Raw genomic sequence first — 13652 nt, forward strand, 5'->3', positions numbered from 1 at the left:
CGTTTCAAGATCGATTAAGTATTTGGGGCTAAGCATTCTTCTGCCAGCTCCGCGCGTGTAGCGGTATCCGAGTAAAAGTTTCCAAGCGACCAGGCCCCGCAAGGGCAGGAGGATATCTACCCATGGCTCTGCCGCAGGTCATCGATATCGACGCTCTGCTCCAGGCGATCTCGGAAGAGGCGCCTGCCGGGACAGATCCGCGCGCCGATAGCTCGCCTGCCTCGCTCTATTACCGCACCAAGGACGCCCGCAACGCCGCCCGCTCCGCGGAACGCGCCGCCGTCGAGACCGGTGGTGCATCGCCCGAGGAATGGGACACCGTCGCCGACACCGCGATGACGATCCTCGCTTCCCACGGCAAGGATCTCGAAATCGCCGCTTGGCTCGTTGAGGCTCTCTTGCGAACCGAAGGTTTTGCCGGCCTGCGCGACGGCATGAAGGTGCTCACCGGCATCGTCAACGGCTTCTGGGAAACCTGCTTCCCCGAGCTCGACGAAGACGGTGTGGAAGGAAAAGTTTCCGCAGTCGCGGGCCTCAACGGTTCGGGCGCGGTCGGAACACTCATTCAGCCGATCCGGCTTGTATCGATCACGCGCGGCTCGCAATGGAGCTTTTCGCTCTGGAACTACGAGCAGGCGCGCGACCTCGCGAAGGTCACTGATCCCGACCGCCGCCAGGAGCGCATCGACAACGGCGCCGTGACCATGGAGCAATTCCTGGAAAGCGTGGCGGATACATCCGTCGCCTTCTTCGCCGAAACCCAGGCCGTCATCGTGGAGACGCTGGCGGCGCTGGCGGAGATGTCTGCAGCCTTCGATGCGGTGGCTGGTGTCGATGCACCGCCCGTTTCAGCGCTTCGCGAAATGCTGGAGGAAATCTCCCGCTCGATTGCCCACTTCGCCGCGGACAAACTTGCAGTCGCGAACTATTCTGCCGACAGCGAGGAAGTTTCCGCCGGCGACGCGGGCCAGCAAGGTGAAGGCGGTCAGCAGGTGTCCGGCACCGTCGTCGTCCGCAAGATCGAGGGCTACCAGTCCCGTGACGAGGCGTTGGCGGAACTGACGCGCATTTCCGCTTACTTTCGCAAAACCGAACCGCATTCGCCCATGTCGTACACGCTTGAAGACGCCGTCCGGCGTGCGCGCATGAGCCTACCCGATCTGTTGGTGGAACTGGTCGAAGACCCGGCCCACCTTCAGCGCATCCTGTTGGCGGCGGGCATCAAGCCGCCGTCGACCGAACAAGGTTATTAATTCCCTATCGCATATCCGCAACCATTCACCGCTTGAAGAGGGGGCCGTCATGGCAGAAAGCGTTCAACAGAAGCTCAAAAGGGTGCGCGCACCGCGCGTCCACATCACTTACGACGTGGAAACGGAAGGCGCACAGGTCCGCAAGGAACTGCCCTTCGTCGTGGGCGTCATCGGCGATTTCTCCGGCAAGCCCTACGAGCCGCTGAAGCCGCTGCGCGACCGCAAGTTCATCCAGATCGACCGTGACAACTTCGACGACGTCATGCAGCGCATGACGCCCGGCGCGGAATTCAAGGTCGAGAACACGCTGGCCGGCGACGATACGTTGATGCCGGTCTCGCTGAAGTTCAAGTCGATCAACGACTTCGAGCCCGGCGCCGTCGTGGAACAGGTCGAGCCGCTTCGCAAGCTTCTCGCCGTTCGCAACAAGCTGCGCGACCTGATGTCGAAGGTGGACCGGTCGGAAGAACTCGAAAGCCTCCTGGAGGAGGTCCTGCAGAACACCGACAAGCTTGCATCCCTTGCCAACGAGCTTGGCGCCGAGAAAGCGAAGGAGTAGTCGAATGAGCGCCGAGACCCAAACAGCCGGCAGCACAGCCGTCGCAGAAGAAACCGGCTCCCTGAGCCTTCTCGACCAGGCCATCCAGGTCACCAAGACCGCCGAGCCGGACGAGATCCAGGACCTGTTGCGCACGCTGACGTCGGAAGCCCTTTCCGGCACGGTCACGTTCAGCAAGAACCTGACGCAGACCTTCAACAAGGCGATTGCCGCAATCGACGAAAAGATGTCGAAGCAGCTGACCGCCATCATGCACAATGAAGAATTCCAGAAGCTGGAAGGCAGCTGGCGTGGCCTTAACTACCTCGTCAAGAATTCGGAAACCAGCTCGACGCTGAAAATCCGCGTTCTCAACCTGTCGAAGAAGGAACTGCACAAGGACTTGACCAAGGCAGTCGAGTTCGACCAGAGCCAGACCTTCAAGAAGCTCTACGAAAACGAATTCGGCACACCCGGCGGCGAGCCCTACGGCGCGCTCATCGGCGACTTCGAGTTCGGCTCCGGCACGGAAGACCTCGAAGTGCTGCAGGGCATGTCCAATGTCGCTGCAGCCTCCTTCGCGCCCTTCATCTCGGCCGCAAGCCCGAAAATGTTCGGCCTGGAAAGCTTCACCGAACTCTCCAAGCCGCGCGATCTCGAAAAGATCTTCGACAGCTCGGAATACATCAAGTGGCGCGGTTTCCGTGACAGCGAAGACAGCCGCTTCGTCACGCTGACCATGCCGCGCGTGCTCGCCCGCGTTCCCTTTGGCTCGCAGGGCAAGCAGATCGACGAGTTCAAGTTCGAGGAAGCTCCGATCGACGCCAATGGCGTTGTCAGCAAGATGGAGTCGAACGACTTTACCTGGATGAACGCCTCCTACGCGCTCGGTGAGCGCCTGACATCAGCCTTCTCGAAGTACGGCTGGTGCGTGGCAATCCGCGGTGCGGAAGGCGGCGGCAAGGTCGAGAACCTGCCGACCTTCACCTTCACCAGCGACGACGGCGACGCCGACCAGCAATGCCCGACGGAAATCGGCATCACTGACCGCCGCGAGGCAGAGCTTTCCAAGCTCGGCTTCCTGCCGCTCTGCCACTACAAGAGCACGGACTACGCAGTGTTCTTCGGCGCGCAGACCACGCAGCGCGCAAAGAAGTACGACAAGCCCGATGCAACGGCCAACGCGGCGATCTCTGCCCGTCTGCCTTATATCATGGCAACGTCGCGCTTCTCGCACTACCTCAAGGTCATGGGCCGCGACAAGATCGGTTCGTTCCTCGAAGTTCGTGATTGCGAAAACTGGCTCAACAACTGGATCCGCAATTTCGTCAACGGCAATCCGGATGCGAGCGCAGAAATGAAGGCGCAGTATCCTCTCGCCGAAGCCCAGGTCACGGTGAAGGAAATCCCCGGTTCCCCGGGTGCCTACAACGCTGTCGCTTATCTCCGCCCGTGGTTGCAGATGGAAGAGCTCACCGCATCCATGCGCCTCGTCGCGCGCATCCCGCAGATGGGCTGACGCAGGCATGGAACACGACGCAGCCATTGCCGTGGAAGACGCTTCCAACGGCGATGGCGCAAAAAGCGAAGCCGGCATCCGGCTTCGCATCATCGATGCGGTTCTCGAGCGTGGCGGAGAGGAAATCTCCGCCACGCTCGACCGTTTCATCGCGAGCGACGACCCGGCGGAGTGCCTTCGCCTGTGGTTCGGCACACGCGGCGGCGGCGATGGCTGGCGGGCGGTGCTAACCCGAGACATCGCGGCGATCGATCCGCTGCTTGGCGACCAGGTCGATGCGATCATCCACACGGCGGAGTTCAAGGCGCTCGAAGCCACTTGGCGCGGCGTCGATTTGCTGCTGTCGGAAACCGGCAACGACGACAAGGTCCGCATCAAGCTCTTCAATGTCACATGGTCCGAACTCTCGCGCGATTTCGATCGCGCGATCGAATTCGATCAGAGCACATTGTTCGCCAAGGTCTACAGCGAGGAATATGGCATGCCAGGCGGCGTGCCATATGGGCTGCTGCTTTGCGACCATGCGGTGCGTCACCGCGCGCCATCGGGTAGCGCGGGCCCGCAGGACGATGTCGGCACACTTTCCGGCCTGGCGCAGGTCGCGGCGGCATCGTTTTCTCCCTGCATCCTTGGTGCCGCACCGGAACTGTTCGGGGTCACCACTTTCGCCGACCTCTCCTATGCGCAGCGGCTCGATGCCGGTTTCCAGCTCGGCGAGTATCACCGCTGGCGCCGGCTCCGCGACCTGGAGGACAGCCGCTTCCTCGGGATCGCCATGCCGCGCATCCTGTTGCGCGACCGCTATAAGGACTCCGCCTCACGGCAGGACGGTTTCCGCTATAGCGAAGGCGGAGCGGGCGTCGATTCCTGGTTATGGGGCAATGCCGCCTTCGCCTTCGGCGTGATCTCCATCCGTGCGTTTCGCGAATGGGGCTGGTTTGCCGATATGTGTGGTACGCGCGGCCCGCAGGCCGATCTTGGCGGCGTCATCAGCCACCTGCCGGTTGCGCAATTTTCGACCGGCGAGAAGGTCGCCTATCGGCGGCCGCTGGAAGTCGAGCTGACCGACAAGAAGCAAAAGATTTTGGAAGCTCTCGGCTTCATCGCGCTCACGCCGTGCAATTTCGATCGCTCCGTCGTCTTCCTTGGCGCGCAATCGCTTTATGCGGCACCGAGTGACAACGACCTTCCAGCCCAAGTGAACGGCCGACTTTCCTCCATGCTGCACTACGTCATGTGTATGAGCCGGTTCGCCCACTACGTGAAGATCATGGCGCGCGACCGGGTCGGCGCCTACACAACACCCCAGGATCTCGAACGTTACCTCGAAGAATGGCTGCGCAACTACACGATCGGCAACACCGACGCCAGCGCGGAGCTGAAGGCGCGTTATCCGCTCGCCGGCGCGCGATTGGAAATGAGCGAGGTCAGCGGTCGGCCCGGCGTGATGAACTGCGTGCTGCACCTCCAGCCGCATTTCCAGTTCGACCAGGTCGTGACGGGGTTCCGGATGCGGACCGAAGTGCAATCCATGCGGTCGCGGTAACAAGGAAGGATAGAGCATGGCCCGCCTTCCCAACAAAGCGCCTCCGCGGCTTCCCCTCTTCGACCGGCTGCTACAGGGCGACAGTATCGAGACGGATCGCAACGTCGATCGCGCCATGCAAGAGATGCACGAATCCGTGCGGCGTGATCTCGAAATTCTCTTCAACACCCGTCCCGGTCGCCTGCCCGAGGACGAGAGACTTCTGGAACTGCGCCAGTCGATCCTGACCTATGGCCTGCCGGAGGTACAGAGCCAGCATCTCGCCTCACCCGCCCAGCAGGAACAGTTCCGTAAGCACTTGGAAGAGGTCATCCGCCGCTTCGAGCCGCGCTTCCGTGAGCTTTCCGTCGTGCTGGTCGTGCCGGAAAACCAGATGGAGCGGGTGCTGCGCTTCCAGATCAACGCCCTGATGGAAACCGACAGCTCCAGCGAGGCCGTCACCTTCAACACGGCGATCGACCCCGTCACTGGCATGCTCTCCATCAACGGACGCTGAGCCGTCTTTGAAACCTCCGGCGATTGGCGTAACGTGATGGCGGCCGATCGCGGGTTCTACAGCACAGCATTCATGAGGTCTCTTTGGATTTCTCCCTGGCACGTATCCTCATCGTCGATGATATCGAGGACAACCGGGATGTGCTGGCACGCCGCCTCCGGCGGCTCGGCCTCGTCAACACCGTGCAGGCCGGCGATGGGCTCGAAGCGCTCGAAAAAGTGCGCGCGGAGCCCTTCGACCTGATCCTGCTCGACGTGATGATGCCGCGCATGAATGGCATCGATGCGCTTCAGGCATTGAACGACGAAGGCTGGCTCAAATCGCTGTCCGTCGTGATGATCTCCGCGGCGTCCGAAATCGAGACAGTGGTGCGCTGCATCGAGCTCGGCGCCGAGGATTACCTGCCGAAACCCTTCAACCCGGCGCTGCTTGCCGCCCGCGTCGGCGCGGTTCTGGAAAAGAAGCTCCTGCGCGATATCAACCAGCGCCAGCTCGAACGGCTTGAACGGGAGCTGGCGGAAGCCTGGCTCTGCCAGCAATCCATGCTGCCGACCACCTTCCCCGTCGATCCCGCGCAGCTCGATATCTTCGCCAGCATCGACCCGGCGCTGGAAATCGGCGGCGATCTCTACGACGTCTTCGAGGTGACGCCCGGCCTGATTGCACTGGCGATTGGCGATGTCGCCGGCAAGGGCGCCTCCGCCGCCCTTTTCATGGCGCGCACGCGCAGCCTGCTGCGCGCCGGCACCCTGCAATTCCACGCCATTTCGGGACGGGTGCCGCGCCCCTCGGAAATCATCGCCCTCGTCAATGACGAACTCGGCAAGAACAATCCGAACTCGCGATTTGTCACGCTATTCTACGCCCTGCTGGAGGTCGCCACCGGCCGCCTCACCTACTGCAATGCCGGCCACGTCTACCCGATCTGGACAAGCGGAAACACCGTCGCCGAAGTGGCGACAGCGCCCGATCCCGCGCTCGGTGTCATCGATGCGCTCGACTTCCACGACCATGAGCTCGTGCTCGCCGTTGGCGACCGCCTTTTCCTCACCTCGGATGGCCTTTCGGACATGCAGAACGCTGATCAGGAGCAGTTCGGAACAGAAACCATCCTTGCCGAAATCGCCGCCCGCCCGAGCGCGTCTGCAACCGACCTCGCCCGTAGCGTACTGGCGACGGCCTATGCCTTTGCAGACGGCGCGCCGCAATTCGACGACATCACCGTGCTCGTCGTTGGAAGGCTCAGTTAAAGCGCTGTAAAGTCCTCATCCGGTAACATCGCAACTATCAATTGATGGGCGTTGGAATAGCTTCGCGCGCGAAGCTTTAGACCAAGGGGGATATCGTGCCTGGTAGTTTCAATTTTGGTGTGATCGACAAGACTGATGCGGAAGACGTCTGCTGGTGCGTCGTTGAATCTGTCGCGAGTGCGGATGATACGGCCTCGAATCTCATTTCCGTCATTCATTTTCTGCGCGAGGTCTACGGCGCTGAGGAGGCTGACGAAAAGGTCATCCCAAACCCGGCCTTCCTGGCCAATGGCCACGACGGTCTGTCACCCAAGACCCGCAAATATTTCACCGGGCGCACTTTCAAGGGACTGGGCGGAAGTGCCGTCAGTCTCGCAGGCGGCCTGGCATCCGGCGTGACGGCCGTCGACGTCGGCAGCATTCTGCGCGAGGGAAGCGCTGTTGGCACGACCGCTGCACATCTGATCGGCATCAAGGCGGCCGGCACGGGGTTCAAAAAGAGCGAAACGGTCACGCGCTGGGTCGATGCGATGCTTAAGGCGAAAGTCGCGAAGATCGGCGTTCGCGGCGTAGGCCTGGCAGGCGCCGCCATTCCGATCCCCGCGGTCGGTCTTGCGACCAACATCGCCACGACCGTCGCCAAGCTCGGCATCAAGGTGACGCTGAGCAAGCTCGTCGCTCGCACCGCGATGGAAGTCCACTGGCGCGCCTATCAGGAAACCGTGATTGCCGGTGCCTTCGGCGCCCGTGGCGGCCCGGTCGGCCCCGCCTCTGCGATGTTCCACGAAATCTTCACCAAGCGCAGCTTCACGCGCATATTCGGCAAACACGACACCGCGGCGCTGATCAAGGAGCCGGCCGGCTGGATGGCGCTGAATGACAAGCTTATGCTGATGTAATGCAGTCTGACCCTGCTCTTTTGGGAGCAGGGTCAAAGCGCTGCGGGCGGAACCTGTTTTTCTCTCCGCTCAGTTCGACGTCTTCGCCTCGGACACCAGCACCGGATCGTTCCGGTAGAGATCGGGGAAGAGCTTTCGCAGGTTTTCGATCTTCGGCATGTCGTTGTAGACGATGTAGGGCTGCGACGGATTGAGCGTCAGGTAATCCTGGTGATAACCTTCTGCCGGGTAGAAGGACTGGCCGGGCTCGAGCTTGGTGACGATGGCCGCGTTGAACAGCCGGGCTTTGTTGAGTTCGGCGATATAGTCTTTCGCGACCTTCGCCTGCGCCTCGTCTTGCGGAAAGATTGCGGTGCGGTACTGCGTGCCGGTGTCCGGCCCCTGGCGGTTTAGCTGCGTCGGATCATGCGCGACCGAGAAGAAGACCTGCAGCAGCTTGCCGTAGCTGATCTTCGCCGGATCATAGCTGATCTGCACGGCCTCCGCATGCCCGGTATCGCCGAGGCCGACCATCTCGTAATGCGCCGTCTGCGCCGAACCGCCCGCATAGCCCGAAACGGCGTTGCTGACGCCCTCGACATGCTGGAAGACACCCTGGACGCCCCAGAAGCAGCCGCCGGCAAAGACCGCGACGGCGGTATCCTTCGGCATCGCGATATCTTCGGCAGGTGCCGGAATGGCGATGCCCTCCTGCGCCGCCGCCGGGGCGGCCGAGGCGATGCCGGCGAGCGCGAAAAGCATCAGCGTGGTGGAACGGAAGGTGGGTCTGCGGTGCGTCGATGAATGGGCCATGTCTGGTCTCCGAGTTTCAGCCGAAGGTGAAGGCGTAGGCTTCCACGCCTGGGTCGAGGAAGCGGATTTCAAAGGTACGGTCGCGCGCGGCGTCCTTCTGGCGCACGAGCTGGTAGAGCCGCTGGCCGGTGATCACACCCGTTCCGTCGGCGGCGACGTCGACGCCATGATCCTCCGTCGGCGGCGCGCCGTCCAGCGTCACGCGAAAGCGGATCGGCTTGCCATCCGCCGCCGGGCCGAGCACCAGATGCAGGTCGCGGGCATGGAAGCGGTAGACGATGGCGCCGTCGGCGGCATCGAGCGCTGCATGCTCGCGGCCGATGGTCCACGAGCCGTCGAAACCCCATTCGTTGAGGCGCGGCCCGCCATCGGTATAGGTATGGGCCACGTCATTCACGGCGCCGCCCGGCGAGACGAAGTTCTGCGCCCGCTCATAGCCGATATAGGTTTCCGGCGAGAGCACGTCGGCCGTGTCGGAGGCGGCCTGTGCGCCGGTCGCATTCACCGCCACGATGTCGGAGGCGACCTGCTTGGCGCCGGCCTCGGCCAGAAGTTTCTGGATGACGCGCTCGGACTCGTCGTAGCCGCCCTCGCCGAACTTGTGATGCCGGATGCGGCCTTCCGCATCGATGAAATAGTGCGCCGGCCAGTAGCGATTGTTGAAGGCACGCCAGATCGCATAGTCGTTGTCGATGGCGACCGGATAGGTAATGCCGAGATCGGCCGCCGCCTGGCGGACATTGCCGACGTCCTTCTCGAAGGCGAATTCCGGCGTGTGCACGCCGATCACCACCAGCCCCTGGTCCTTGTACTTCTCGGCCCAGGCACGGACATAGGGAATGGCACGCAGGCAATTGACGCAGGAATAGGTCCAGAAATCGACCAGCACGACCTTGCCCTTGAGCCCCTCCGTCGTCAGCGGCGGCGAGTTCAGCCATTCGACCGCGCCCGTGAGCGACGGCACGATGCCCTCGACCGGCAGGGCGCCCGTGGCGCTGGCCTGTGGGTTGGCCGCCATCATGGCCGATCCACCGGCAATCATCGCCGAGCCACCCGCCATCATGGCGGAATCGGCCTGCAGCATGCCCGAGCCGCCGCTCATGGCAACCGGCTGTTCCGCGTCGAGCGCCTTGATCAACCGCTCTTCCAGCGCGACGGTGCCCGAAAGCGACAGCCGCGTCAGCAGCCCCGTATCGAGCCCGAGCGCGATGGCCGCGACGGCGACGAGGACCGCAGCCCCCAGCCCGCGCCGCACCCATTCACCGGCGCCAAGCGAGCGCTTCATCGCCGCGAAGACCCGCCCGCCAACGAGGATCGCCAGCGCCAGCGAGGTCGCCGCGCCCGCGGCATAGGCGAGCAGCAGCACCGTCGTGCCGATATTGGCCCCCTGCAAGGCCGCGCCCGTCAGGATCAGGCCGAGCACCGGGCCGGCGCAGGGCGCCCAAAGCAGGCCGGTCGCGGCGCCGAGCAGCAGCGAGCCGCCAATACCGCCATCCGCCGAACGCGACAGCCGCGCGCCAAAATCCACCAGCGGGCGCGTGACCCGTTCGGCGATGGCGGGAAAGAGCAGCATAATGCCGAAGACGGCGAGCAGACCGATCGCCGCGAAGCGCCCGTAGCGGTTCGCCTCCACCGCCCAGCCGCCTGCCACGGCGGCAAGGCTTGCAACGAGCGCGAAGGTGACCGTCATGCCGGCGAGCATGGGCAGGCCGCTCTTCAGGAAGGGCCGGTCGGCCCGCGAGAAGACGAACGGCAGCACGGGCAGGATGCAGGGGCTGACGATGGTCAGCACGCCCCCCAGATAGGCAAGCAGGAAAAGCAGCATCATGCGACCTTCAGGTTTCCAGCGATTTGAAGCTGAGGGCAATTCCGTTCATGCAATAGCGCAGGCCCGTGGGCTGCGGGCCGTCGTCGAAGACATGCCCGAGATGCCCGCCGCAGCGGCTGCAATGCACCGAGGTGCGGGTCATGCCGAAGGATGCGTCAGTCTCGGTGCCGACGGCCTTGTCCAGCGGCGCCCAGAAGCTCGGCCAGCCCGTGCCGCTGTCATACTTGGTCGTCGAGGAGAAGAGATCGAGCTCGCACCCCGCGCAGGCGAAATTGCCGCGGCGGTGCTCGTTGAGGAGCGCGCTGGTAAAGGGGCGCTCCGTGCCGCTGCGTCGCAGCACCTCATACTGCTCGGGCGTCAGGAGCGTTTTCCACTCCTCGTCCGAATGCGTGACGCCGAACGTGCCGGCCGCCACCGCCTTCCGAAACGGCGCCCCGGCCAGGATTGCCGCGCAGGCGCTCTGAAGTAAAAACCACCGTCTCGAAACCATCTGAAGCCTCCGTATCGATCCGAAAACGTCTCTCGAAGACTGATACGACTCCACGCGCTATATTGTTACAGATATAGCGTCAGTCACAGTGATGTGAACGAAACCGGCGGGTGCACGCCGCCAGCAGCAGGGATGACATGCCATGGGTCTCGACCAGTCCTTCGGGAAAAGCGCCATCAGTGTGGAAGAAGCGCGCCGGCTGATCAATTCCGGCATGCATCTCGTCGGGGAGGAGACGATCGGGCTTCATGCAGCGCTCGGGCGCGTCACGGCAACGCCATTGAAAGCGTTGACGACCTCGCCGCCCTTCGACGTCTCGGCGATGGACGGTTATGCGGTGCGGGCGGCCGAGATATCGTCGGTCGGCATGCGCCTGCCGCTTTCCGGTGCATCCAGGGCCGGCACGCCTGTCGTGCCCACGCTTTCGCCGGGAACCTGCATGCGCATCTTCACCGGCGCGCCCGTGCCCATCGGGGCCGACGCGATCGTCATCCAGGAGGATGTCGAGGCGGACGGCGGCCGCATCGTCTTCCAGGCGCAGGCCAGACCGGGGCTGTACATTCGCCCGGCGGGGCTGAACTTCAAGGCGGGCGACGAGATCATTGAGGCGGGCCGCACGATCAGCGCACGCGACATCGGCCTGTTGGCTGCCGCCGGTCACGGCATGGTCACTGTCCGCCGCAGGCCACGAATCGCCGTGCTCTCCACCGGAGACGAACTGGCGAACGACCCGGCTGGGGCCGGCGCCGGGCGGATATTCGATGCAAACCGGCCCGCCCTCCTCGCCCTCGTGGCAGCCTGGGGCGGCGAGCCGCTCGATCTCGGCATCGCCCTCGATGATGACGCCGCCATCACCACGGCGCTCCAGGGCCTGGACGCCGACCTTCTCCTCGTGACCGGCGGCGCCTCGGTGGGGGATCACGATCGCGTGCGCCCCGCCCTCCAGGCCCTCGGCCTCAGCTTCAATTTCTGGAAGATCCGAATGCGGCCCGGCAAGCCGCTGATGTTCGGCGCGCTCGGCAACATGCCGGTCCTCGGCCTGCCGGGCAATCCCGTCTCGGCGCTGGTCTGCGCATTGCTGTTCCTGAAATCCGCCATCGCCGCCATGACCGGCGGCGACGCTTCCGGACCGCGCTTCGAGAATGCACGGCTGATCTCCCCCATCGGCAAGACGGGCGAGCGCGACGATTATCTGCGCGCAACCATCACGGCCAGCGATGGCGAGCTCACCGTCGCAGCCTTCGCGGAACAGGACAGCTCGATGCTCGCCCTCCTCGCGGCGTCAAACGCCCTGCTCTTCCGCCCCGCCGGCGCTCCTGCGGCCGCAGCCGGCGAGACGGTCAAGGTCGTTCGTTTCGACACGCTTGCGGGCTATTGATACTTAAAAGCCCGATCGATGAAGCAGGGTTCTGTCAGCTCGCAAGATGCTCGAAAAGACGCGCGACGGCTTCGGCACCCGGATCGACGTGACCTTCGAGCTGCTTGGCGTTGATGTAGGCGGCGCGGCCGGCTTTGGCGCGAGTGAGTGTTGCGGTGAAGTTCGCGCCCTTCCTTGCGGCAGCTGCGGCGGCGGCGATGTTTTCCCCGAGCGCATCGAGGGCGGGGGAAAGGGCGTCCACCATCGTCCGGTCTCCGATGCTGGCGCCGCCGATCTCCTGCATGCGGGCGAGGCCCGCGCGCAGCGCCTCGCGCATCGGCAGGCCGCTCGACGCCCCGTCGCCGGCAGCGGCGAAGAAAATGGCGAGCAGCACGCCGGAGGAGCCGCCCATGGTCTGACTCAGCTCCTGACCGATGGCCCGCAGCAACTGGGTGTGATCGGAGAGCGGCAGGCGGTCGATCGCGTTGATCAGCGCGCGGGCAGCACCCGCCAGCGTCGAGCCGGTATCACCGTCGCCTGATTTCGCGTCCAGTGCATTGAGGTCCTGTTCGGCGGCGATCAGCACGTTGCAGCAATTGATCAGGAATTCGCGCGTCGCCCGATGCTCCGAGCGCATGGGCGTGATCGGCGTCAGGCCGTCCGGCAGGGCCGCGATGGCGATGGGCCGCACTTCGGAAACCCCCGGCCAGGCGGCAATCGAGACCGGCGCCTTCAGGAGTTCCAGCTCGGCCGCATCGGCGGCGAAGACCGAGATCGAAAAACCCTGCATGTCGAGCGAGGTCATCAGCGGCGCCGGGCCGATCGCATGGGCGATTTTTCCGCCGATGGACGAGCCGAGCAGGTCATGCGCCAGCACGGACATTTCCAGCTCGGACGTGCCGCCGAGATTGTTGATCAGCGCGACATGCGGCCCCTCGCCCATGACGGCGGCGAGCCGCTCCGCCATGGTCGCGACGGAGGGGCGCGCGCCGGCGAAATCGATCTGCTCGACGCCGGCTTCTCCATGGATGCCAAGGCCGAGTTCAGCCTTGCCTTCCGGAATGCGATCTTCCTTCGGCGAGCCCGGAACCCGGCAGGTATCGAGCGACATGCCGATGGAATGCGTGCCGGCGATGACGCGCTTTGCGGCCGCCGTGACCGTTTCGAGGTCGGCGCCACGCTCGGCGAGCGCGCCGGCGATCTTGTGCACGAACAGCGTGCCGGCCACGCCGCGCGCCTGCGGCAGGTCGGGAAGCGCGATATCGTCGCCGACGATCACCATCGAGACATTGAGCCCGAAGGCTCGGGCTCGCTCGGCGGCGAGACCGAAATTCAGCCGGTCGCCGGTATAGTTCTTGACGATGAGAAGACATCCGGCGGGGCCGGTCACCGCCAGGATGCCCGCAAGCACGGCATCGACGCTGGGCGAGGCGAAGACGTCGCCGCACACCGCAGCCGTCAGCATGCCCTCGCCGACGAAGCCGACATGGGCGGGCTCGTGACCGGAGCCGCCGCCGGAAACGATCGCCACGCGCGACTTGTCCCAATCGCTGCGCAGCACGACGCGGATATGCGGATAACCGTCGAGACGGGTGAGCGCGCCGCCGGACAAGGCCAGCAGGCCATCGATCGCCTCGGTGACGACGTCTTCGCGCTTGTTGATGAATTGCGCCATGATTTTTGT

The 13652-nt window shown here is 64.1% G+C and carries 12 protein-coding genes; 8 read left to right on the plus strand and 4 right to left on the minus strand.

Annotation, left to right across the window (positions count from 1 at the left end):
- The first annotated feature begins 122 nt into the window (after positions 1–122).
- The 7 genes from tssA (at position 123) to AC1Q6Z_RS09725 (ending at position 7501) form a co-directional block, all read left to right on the plus strand.
- Positions 123–1253: a type VI secretion system protein TssA gene (tssA, locus tag AC1Q6Z_RS09695; protein WP_256114940.1), complete on the plus strand. Its 1131-nt coding sequence runs from the start codon at positions 123–125 to the stop codon at positions 1251–1253.
- Between the two features lie 49 nt (positions 1254–1302).
- Positions 1303–1812, plus strand: coding sequence for a type VI secretion system contractile sheath small subunit (gene tssB / locus AC1Q6Z_RS09700; RefSeq protein ID WP_256114941.1), 510 nt, complete (start codon positions 1303–1305; stop codon positions 1810–1812).
- Between the two features lie 4 nt (positions 1813–1816).
- A complete protein-coding gene (gene tssC, locus AC1Q6Z_RS09705; protein WP_256114942.1) occupies positions 1817–3310 on the plus strand; it encodes a type VI secretion system contractile sheath large subunit in 1494 nt (497 codons plus the stop codon).
- A 7-nt stretch (positions 3311–3317) separates the two neighbouring features.
- Positions 3318–4856, plus strand: coding sequence for a type VI secretion system contractile sheath large subunit (gene tssC / locus AC1Q6Z_RS09710; RefSeq protein ID WP_492647619.1), 1539 nt, complete (start codon positions 3318–3320; stop codon positions 4854–4856).
- 16 nt (positions 4857–4872) lie between these two features.
- A complete protein-coding gene (gene tssE / locus AC1Q6Z_RS09715) occupies positions 4873–5352 on the plus strand; it encodes a type VI secretion system baseplate subunit TssE (RefSeq protein ID WP_256114944.1) in 480 nt (159 codons plus the stop codon).
- A gap of 83 nt (positions 5353–5435) precedes the next feature.
- Positions 5436–6602: a PP2C family protein-serine/threonine phosphatase gene (locus AC1Q6Z_RS09720; protein WP_492647620.1), complete on the plus strand. Its 1167-nt coding sequence runs from the start codon at positions 5436–5438 to the stop codon at positions 6600–6602.
- Positions 6603–6697: 95 nt separating this feature from the next.
- The gene (locus AC1Q6Z_RS09725; protein ID WP_439615463.1) at positions 6698–7501 is read left to right on the plus strand and encodes a hypothetical protein; all 804 of its coding nucleotides are present in this window, start codon (positions 6698–6700) and stop codon (positions 7499–7501) included.
- 69 nt (positions 7502–7570) lie between these two features.
- Here AC1Q6Z_RS09725 and msrA read toward each other — a convergent pair whose 3' ends face one another.
- The 3 genes from msrA to msrB are packed head-to-tail and all read right to left on the minus strand — an operon-like array spanning position 7571 to position 10611.
- Positions 7571–8293 carry a peptide-methionine (S)-S-oxide reductase MsrA gene (gene msrA, locus AC1Q6Z_RS09730; protein ID WP_439655465.1) on the minus strand — a complete coding sequence of 241 codons (723 nt, stop codon included), beginning with the start codon at positions 8291–8293 and terminating at the stop codon, positions 7571–7573.
- 16 nt (positions 8294–8309) lie between these two features.
- Positions 8310–10118 carry a cytochrome c biogenesis protein DipZ gene (locus AC1Q6Z_RS09735; RefSeq protein WP_492647851.1) on the minus strand — a complete coding sequence of 603 codons (1809 nt, stop codon included), beginning with the start codon at positions 10116–10118 and terminating at the stop codon, positions 8310–8312.
- 10 nt (positions 10119–10128) lie between these two features.
- A complete protein-coding gene (gene msrB / locus AC1Q6Z_RS09740; protein WP_492647621.1) occupies positions 10129–10611 on the minus strand; it encodes a peptide-methionine (R)-S-oxide reductase MsrB in 483 nt (160 codons plus the stop codon).
- Positions 10612–10753: 142 nt separating this feature from the next.
- Between msrB and AC1Q6Z_RS09745 the strand changes: the two genes are divergently transcribed.
- Positions 10754–11989 (plus strand): molybdopterin molybdotransferase MoeA, encoded by a 1236-nt coding sequence (locus tag AC1Q6Z_RS09745; protein WP_492647622.1) that lies wholly within the window; start codon positions 10754–10756, stop codon positions 11987–11989.
- Positions 11990–12023: 34 nt separating this feature from the next.
- Here AC1Q6Z_RS09745 and AC1Q6Z_RS09750 read toward each other — a convergent pair whose 3' ends face one another.
- On the minus strand, positions 12024–13643 hold the full coding sequence (locus tag AC1Q6Z_RS09750; RefSeq protein ID WP_492647623.1) for a dihydroxyacetone kinase subunit DhaK: 1620 nt from the start codon (positions 13641–13643) through the stop codon (positions 12024–12026).
- Between the last annotated feature and the right edge of the window lie 9 nt (positions 13644–13652).

Source organism: Shinella sp. GW835-FHT14H05 (assembly GCF_058793575.1).

Excerpts from the sequence above, each read along its gene's own strand:
- tssE (WP_256114944.1), top strand. The coding sequence starts at position 4,873 with ATGGCCCGCCTTCCCAACAAAGCGCCTCCGCGGCTTCCCCTCTTCGAC.
- tssB (WP_256114941.1), top strand. The coding sequence starts at position 1,303 with ATGGCAGAAAGCGTTCAACAGAAGCTCAAAAGGGTGCGCGCACCGCGC.
- AC1Q6Z_RS09735 (WP_492647851.1), bottom strand. The coding sequence starts at position 10,118 with ATGCTGCTTTTCCTGCTTGCCTATCTGGGGGGCGTGCTGACCATCGTC.
- msrA (WP_439655465.1), bottom strand. The coding sequence starts at position 8,293 with ATGGCCCATTCATCGACGCACCGCAGACCCACCTTCCGTTCCACCACG.
- msrB (WP_492647621.1), bottom strand. The coding sequence starts at position 10,611 with ATGGTTTCGAGACGGTGGTTTTTACTTCAGAGCGCCTGCGCGGCAATC.
- tssC (WP_492647619.1), top strand. The coding sequence starts at position 3,318 with ATGGAACACGACGCAGCCATTGCCGTGGAAGACGCTTCCAACGGCGAT.
- tssA (WP_256114940.1), top strand. The coding sequence starts at position 123 with ATGGCTCTGCCGCAGGTCATCGATATCGACGCTCTGCTCCAGGCGATC.
- AC1Q6Z_RS09745 (WP_492647622.1), top strand. The coding sequence starts at position 10,754 with ATGGGTCTCGACCAGTCCTTCGGGAAAAGCGCCATCAGTGTGGAAGAA.
- AC1Q6Z_RS09750 (WP_492647623.1), bottom strand. The coding sequence starts at position 13,643 with ATGGCGCAATTCATCAACAAGCGCGAAGACGTCGTCACCGAGGCGATC.
- tssC (WP_256114942.1), top strand. The coding sequence starts at position 1,817 with ATGAGCGCCGAGACCCAAACAGCCGGCAGCACAGCCGTCGCAGAAGAA.